Origin of the sequence: Nosocomiicoccus massiliensis (assembly GCF_000438455.1) — a bacterium.
In the GTDB taxonomy this organism is placed as follows: Bacteria; Bacillota; Bacilli; order Staphylococcales; family Salinicoccaceae; genus Nosocomiicoccus; species Nosocomiicoccus massiliensis.
The window spans coordinates 1-6,387 of sequence record NZ_CAVG010000115.1 but is presented as its reverse complement, the minus strand read 5'-3'; the positions used below and the strand labels follow the sequence as shown (position 1 = coordinate 6,387).

14 protein-coding genes are annotated in these 6,387 nt (G+C 35.8%); all 14 read left to right on the top strand.

Annotated elements, in window-relative coordinates:
• Positions 1-84 precede the first annotated feature (84 nt).
• From TJ68_RS05150 to TJ68_RS05085, 14 genes are read left to right on the top strand one after another with little or no spacing between them, the layout of a single operon-like run.
• Positions 85-564, top strand: coding sequence for a siphovirus Gp157 family protein (locus tag TJ68_RS05150; protein ID WP_040929092.1), 480 nt, complete (start codon positions 85-87; stop codon positions 562-564).
• On the top strand, positions 561-1,169 hold the full coding sequence (locus TJ68_RS05145; protein WP_040929091.1) for an ERF family protein: 609 nt from the start codon (positions 561-563) through the stop codon (positions 1,167-1,169). Before TJ68_RS05150 ends, TJ68_RS05145 begins: the two co-directional genes overlap by 4 nt.
• Entirely contained in the window at positions 1,162-1,596 is a 435-nt protein-coding gene (ssb, locus tag TJ68_RS05140) for a single-stranded DNA-binding protein (RefSeq protein WP_040929090.1), read from the top strand. Before TJ68_RS05145 ends, ssb begins: the two co-directional genes overlap by 8 nt.
• A gap of 29 nt (positions 1,597-1,625) precedes the next feature.
• Positions 1,626-2,498 carry a DnaD domain protein gene (locus tag TJ68_RS08175; protein WP_052327325.1) on the top strand — a complete coding sequence of 291 codons (873 nt, stop codon included), beginning with the start codon at positions 1,626-1,628 and terminating at the stop codon, positions 2,496-2,498.
• An 11-nt stretch (positions 2,499-2,509) separates the two neighbouring features.
• On the top strand, positions 2,510-3,313 hold the full coding sequence (locus TJ68_RS05130; protein ID WP_040929089.1) for an ATP-binding protein: 804 nt from the start codon (positions 2,510-2,512) through the stop codon (positions 3,311-3,313).
• 12 nt (positions 3,314-3,325) lie between these two features.
• Positions 3,326-3,529 carry a hypothetical protein gene (locus tag TJ68_RS05125; RefSeq protein WP_040929088.1) on the top strand — a complete coding sequence of 68 codons (204 nt, stop codon included), beginning with the start codon at positions 3,326-3,328 and terminating at the stop codon, positions 3,527-3,529.
• 2 nt (positions 3,530-3,531) lie between these two features.
• Positions 3,532-3,981, top strand: a complete 450-nt coding sequence (locus tag TJ68_RS05120) for a DUF1064 domain-containing protein (protein ID WP_052327324.1) — start codon at positions 3,532-3,534, stop codon at positions 3,979-3,981.
• A complete protein-coding gene (locus TJ68_RS05115; protein ID WP_040929087.1) occupies positions 3,971-4,195 on the top strand; it encodes a hypothetical protein in 225 nt (74 codons plus the stop codon). The genes TJ68_RS05120 and TJ68_RS05115 overlap by 11 nt, the downstream gene beginning before the upstream one ends.
• A gap of 44 nt (positions 4,196-4,239) precedes the next feature.
• Complete coding sequence (locus tag TJ68_RS05110; RefSeq protein ID WP_040929086.1) at positions 4,240-4,476, top strand: hypothetical protein; 237 nt, start codon at positions 4,240-4,242, stop codon at positions 4,474-4,476.
• A gap of 12 nt (positions 4,477-4,488) precedes the next feature.
• Positions 4,489-5,001, top strand: coding sequence for a hypothetical protein (locus tag TJ68_RS05105; RefSeq protein ID WP_040929085.1), 513 nt, complete (start codon positions 4,489-4,491; stop codon positions 4,999-5,001).
• On the top strand, positions 4,998-5,186 hold the full coding sequence (locus TJ68_RS05100; protein ID WP_040929084.1) for a hypothetical protein: 189 nt from the start codon (positions 4,998-5,000) through the stop codon (positions 5,184-5,186). The genes TJ68_RS05105 and TJ68_RS05100 overlap by 4 nt, the downstream gene beginning before the upstream one ends.
• The gene (locus tag TJ68_RS05095; RefSeq protein ID WP_202898288.1) at positions 5,183-5,458 is read left to right on the top strand and encodes a hypothetical protein; all 276 of its coding nucleotides are present in this window, start codon (positions 5,183-5,185) and stop codon (positions 5,456-5,458) included. The genes TJ68_RS05100 and TJ68_RS05095 overlap by 4 nt, the downstream gene beginning before the upstream one ends.
• Entirely contained in the window at positions 5,455-5,883 is a 429-nt protein-coding gene (gene dut, locus TJ68_RS05090) for a dUTP diphosphatase (RefSeq protein ID WP_040929083.1), read from the top strand. The genes TJ68_RS05095 and dut overlap by 4 nt, the downstream gene beginning before the upstream one ends.
• Before the next feature lie 11 nt (positions 5,884-5,894).
• The gene (locus TJ68_RS05085; RefSeq protein ID WP_040929082.1) at positions 5,895-6,308 is read left to right on the top strand and encodes a DUF722 domain-containing protein; all 414 of its coding nucleotides are present in this window, start codon (positions 5,895-5,897) and stop codon (positions 6,306-6,308) included.
• Positions 6,309-6,387 lie beyond the last annotated feature (79 nt).

Here is a 6,387-nt window from a genome sequence, read left to right as displayed (position 1 = left end):
GATGAATAAAACTCAATTTAGATTATTAAAAAAAAGATTCAGACAGTGATAGCGCACTGCTGAATCAAGAAAGGATAAATATATATGAGTACATTATACAACTTAACAGACGATTATGTAAGAGTTTTAGAAATGATTGATGAGGGTGTAGACGAAGCGGTAATTCGTGACACGTTAGAAAGTATCGATGAGGCCATTGAAGTCAAGGCTGACAGCTATTCTCACGTTATACGAGAAAAAGAAGGCATTAACGAAATAAGAAGAAAAGAAATCACAAGAATACAAGAGCTTATCAATCGTGATGACAAAGCAATTAAGTTGATGAAAGACAGTCTATACGAAGCGATGAAATACACTGGAAAGACGAAGTTTAAAACAGATTTAAACAGTTTCTGGGTGCAAAAGAATCCACCAACAATTGAAGTTACATCTGAAGAACATATACCTGAAGAATTCTTCAAGACTGAACGCAAATTACAAAGAAGAGATCTTATTAAGTATATGAAAGAGAACTCAATAGAAGGAGTAGAACTCAAACAGACGGAAGGCGTGAGAATTAGATGATAAAAGATAAATCAGAATCGATTAAACATATCAGTGAGGCAATGGCGAAGTTTCAAGGGGAAGTCACTCAACCGAAAAAAGATAAGACGAATCCTTTCTTTAAATCGAAATATGTACCATTAGAGAACGTTGTAGAGGTAATTACAGACGAAGCACCTAAACATGGTTTATCGTTTTTCCAGTCGCCCTGCAACGACGAACACGGACGTATTGGAATCTCAACATTAGTTACTCATCAGAGCGGTGAATTTATTGAATTTGAACCGTTGTTTATGAAAGCTGAGAAGAATAACGCACAAGGAAGCGGTGCTCTTATTACTTATTTAAGAAGATACACGTTATCGTCAATCTTTGGTATTACAAGCGATGAAGATGATGACGGAAACGCAACGAGCTCTCCAGCGAGACAAACGCCACAACTAGCAAATGAACAGCAACTAAAGACGTTAAAAGATGAGATAGAAGCATTTACGCAGAAGTTTGAACAAGCAACAGAAGAAACTGTATTAGATACGTTAGGCATTCAAAATATAAATCAATTAAACGTAAAGCAAGTAAATAACGCTGTTAGAACATTAAAAGAATGGAGTAAACAAAATGATTAATTCTGTAAATTTAACTGGAAGATTAACAAAGGATCCTGAACTAAGAGTAAGCCAGAATAATGTTGCAGTCGGCAACTTTACACTAGCCGTAAATAGAAGCTTTACAGACCAAAATGGCGAGAGACAAGCGGACTTCATTAACTGTGTGCTATTTAGAAAGACTGCAGAAATCGCAAAACAATATCTATCTAAAGGCTCACTGGTAGGAGTTACTGGAAGGCTGCAGACACGTAATTACGAGAATAAAGAAGGGCAACGTGTATATGTTACAGAAGTAGTAGTCGAAAACCTTGCGTTTCTAGAAACAAAAAGCGACAACAATCAACAATTTAACAATAACTATAATCAACAATCGAACGTTAGCGTAGGGCAGAATCCGTTTGGTAATCCTAAAAGTAATATCACTGATGAAGACCTGCCTTTCTAACAAAACATTAGTTAAGGAGGAGATAACCAGTGACAGGTTGGATAAGTCTACACAGAAAGATACAAGACCACGAAATATTCAACGAAAAGCGAGTGTATTCTAGGTTGGAAGCATGGATCTATTTCTTGCTGAACGCAAATCACAAAGAAGGTAAAAGTGTAAAGAACAGCAATGTAATAGTTGTTGAACGTGGTCAATTATTGACTAGTAAAAAGAAATTAAGAGACATTTTCGGGTGGAGTAACACGAAGCTTAACAAGTTCTTAGAAGTGTTGGAACTAGAACGAATGATACACACAAAAAGCACATCAAAATATACGGTCATAACCATTGAGAATTATGACTTTTATCAATCGGAAGAAGGTAGAAAACACTCAAATAAAACATCAAAAGAACATCAGAAACACATCAAAAACACATCAAAAACACATCAGAAACACACTAACAATAATGATAATAACGAATTAATAATAAATAACAATGAAAATAAGAGTGTCGGGGTTACTTCTGAAAATATCAACCCTGATTATTCTGAAATCGTAAAAGAATATAACAAGTTAGCATTTGGTCTTCCAACAGAAAGGACATATGAGCAAATAAATGAGTGGTTAAAGCTGCATAACAAAGAACTCATAATTCACGTTATGCAGTACGCTCATGATTTAGGTAAGCATAACCTGTCATACGTTAACGGAATATTAAGGAATGCTAAACAGAAGCAAATAGAAACAGTCGCAGACTTTGAAGCAGAGAACAACCGCTTCACCGCTTCAAAGAGTAATAACTCATATGCAAACAGCTTAGAAGCAAGAATAGCACGTGAGCAAGTTAAGCAAAAAGCAGAACGTGATAAGCAGAATATCAAGACGGTAATAGATCCGAATGAAGAATTGCCGTTCTAGGAGGATGTGCAGTGGAGCAATTAAATATGGATAAGTTAAAGGACAATCTGCAAATAGATAAATCAGAGGTACTTGAAAACTATATCTGTGGTCAATGTAATCGTCCAGTGACTAAAACTCGTATTACTTATAAAAACGGTAAGACATCAACGAAAGAAACCGGATGTGTATGTAGACATATTAAAGAAGCTGCAGAGGTTAAGAAGATGAAAGATATTAAAAAGTATCACACATCTAGTATCATGCCAAAGGATTACGAAGAAAAGAAAGTAAACGGCTATCAAGCAAACACAGATAGTCAAAAGCAAGCGAAAGAGTTAACAGTGAGCTTTATTATGAATGCTGAAGCGGTAATTGAAGCGGGTCAAGGAATCCTGTACAAAGGAACATTTGGGACTGGAAAGACACATCTCGCACTGGCAATTCGTAACTACTTAGCAGATAACAATTACAAAGTATTATTCGTGACGCTACCAGACTATCTAGAACGCATTAAAGAAGGCTACAACGGCGCGAAAGACAGCAGAGCGTTACAAATGTCTTATAACATTCAAACGCTCGCTAGAACGGCTGATTTGCTTATTTTAGATGATGTTGGGGCGAACAATATGACTAAGTGGGCGACAGAGCAGTTATTTCTACTTGTAAATGCACGTAAAGGTAAATCGACGATATATACAACTAATTTAAATACAGATGATTTTATCGGTGATAGAGATCTGCATCGGATATACTCACGCATGTTGGAGAGTAACCGTGAGATTGAAATATATGGGCAGGATAAACGTAAGAATATGAACGACTTTAAATTTTAGGATGGAGATAATATGAGGCGCTTAGAGATTAAACCGCAGTACACAAAAATAGCGACTCAAATCTTGTTTAGTGATAGACCAGTTACTAGACAAGATATCGAGTCGCTCGACTTATTCAACTCACATCATATAGACAATATGATGCAGTTGGAGGAGGGAGAATTATCGCTTCTGATACTAGATATTATAACACGTAAAACAGAAATATCATTTTAGAGGTGATTACTATCAGAAGATTAAGCAAGCACAAATATAACGCAAGGAAAATTGAAGTAGATGGTATTCGATTTGATTCGAAGGCTGAAGCGGATTACTACCTGTACTTGAAATATTTACAGTCGATTAACGAAGTGAGGTCGTTTTATCTACAACCTGTCATTAAACTATTACCAAGTTTTAAATATAACGGTAAGACTATTCGCAAGATGGATTACAGACTCGACTTTAAAGTTGAGTATATGGATGGAAAGGTTGAATACATCGATGTCAAAGGTATGGCCACGACAGATGCAAAAATGAAATTGAAGATTGCAAGGTACTTAAATCAAGATAAAACGATTAAATGGATCAGCAGGAGTTACAAACATGGAGATGACTTCGGTTGGGTGGAATATGACGAACTGCAACGTAAACGACGTTTAGAAAAGAGGAAACAACGTGTGGACTAGAATCCATAGTGAGACATTTTTGGAAGTTATTAACGGGGATGAAGTGACAGAAGTAAACTTAACAAAAGACGTATTAATGCAACGCTATAGATTTGCGAAAGAAGTTGTGAGAACACCTTCAGGATATGAATTTAAGTATCTGACATTAGATAAAAAGAAAGAGATAACTATGGAGCTAATACATGCACCGAAATATAAAAAAACGCACTGTTAAAAGTAGACACAATGAAGGCTTTGAAACGTGGGTGACAAGGATATATGCAAACTAAAAAACAAACAGATATATTTGATTACTTAAACGAACCGACAGATGACGAAGTAATCGACAATACGATAAGAATCTCTAAACCGCTTCAATTCGGCGAGTATAAACGCGAAGAAATACATTTTACATCACAAAAAGCTAGAGAGAAATACTTAAAGACGTTAGACATCGCAGTACATCGAAAATCAAAATTTAAAGATGGTTTAGAGTATATCGTGTTAAAAGGATAGGGGGGAATTAGAATGAGCATACCTACTGAGATAAAAGGAATTAAACTCACACCGACAGAAAGATACAAATTTGCAAAGAATAACTTAACACGATCTATAGTCAGCAAGCGAATATCTTACGGAATGAAAAGAGAAAACCTTTTTGAGCCACGCATGAATAATCGTAAATTAAAGTTAGACGGCAAAGAAGTAACTGACGACATGCTTAAATTAATTCATAAAAACGAGTTATCGATAGACCGTGTAAAAAATCGACTATACTACGGTTGGTCACTAGAACGGGCGATAAATACTCCAGTGAACAAGAGGAAAAGTCCTAACTACGAAGGTGACAAATACGAGCATGACGATACAGAACTGAAAAAGAAAATGAAGAAAAGTGAAATCATCGAAGTGATTGGACGTATTAAATACTTAAACAATCAACCAGATACGATAGTACCGTTTGTTATACCTTTAGGACTGAAGCGTAGAGCTAAAGAGTACGGCATAGATATTAGTACAGTTAAGGAGCTTGAGGTATGAAACAGAAATTCTTTGCTATATACAAGGGCGATGAGTTACTAATAATTGCCGACACAATAGAAGAATGTGCGGAATACTTAAACGTAAAAATAGAAACAGCGAGATTCATAAGCTACGCTGCGCATCACAAACGTACAAGTTTTAACACACTTAAAATATTTAGATATGAGGTGGATATAGCGTGACAAGGATTACACCAGTTAGAACAAACAGTCTAAACGGAGGCATACAAAAAATATATAAATTTGATAATGGTTATGGTGCTTCAGTTATAAAAAACGCTTACAGCTATGGGTGGGGAGATGATTTGTGGGAGCTCGCAGTCATAAAATTTAAAGACGCATTCGATTGGGAAATAGTTTACGACACTGAAATAACAGATGATGTAGTCGTATATTTAACTGAAGATGAAGTACAAGAAATATTGAAACGGATAAGGGAGATAGAAAAAAGATGAAACTACAATATAAATTATTAACAGCTACAGCAAAAGAGCCAACACGAGCACATTCAACGGATGCAGGCATTGATCTATTCACTGATGAGGAGTTTACCCTAGCATCACAAGAAAAGCGTGTGATTAAAACAGGTGTCGCAATTGATATACCAGAAGGTTATGTTGGGTTACTCACAGGTCGCAGTGGAATATCATCTAAGACCGACTTAGTCGTTACGCTAGGTATTATCGATAGTGGTTACCATGGGGATATAGGTATCAATGTGAAGAATGATTCGTTGTATCGTTCGTATACGATTAAACAACACATGAAGTTAGCACAGTTATTGATTGTACCAATAGTTACACCATACTTAACATTAGTTCAAGAGTTTGATGAAACGACAGAACGCAACACTAAAGGATTTGGGAGTAGCGGAGAATAGGAGTGTAGTTAATGTCGAAGATTAAACGGACGACACGTGAACACATAAAAGATTATTTATACAATTACGAATGGTTAGAAGAAGAGATTAAACTTATTAGAGAATCTATAATCACGCCATATATTGAAACAGATAATAATATCGGTGGTGGACAATCTAACATACCCGCTTCACCTGACGAAACAAAAGCGATTAAATTAGCAGATAACATAAGATTAACGCAACTCGAAAGAATGAAATGGGCAATTGACGATGTATACAAGCAAATGGACGATACGGGTAAAACGTTTATGAAACTATATTACAAAGAAAACTATCTAACAATAGATGGAGTTGCGATGGAAATAGGAGTGTCGCCTAGAACTGCTAAAAGATTAAATACTAAAATTATTATTGAGATTGCAGAAAGAGTCGGCTGGCACTAAGTTGGCACTTCTCGCACTTACTTTTAACGTATTATGATATTATAGAAAATTATTCTTTTAGGCTCCTTAAATAATTTTC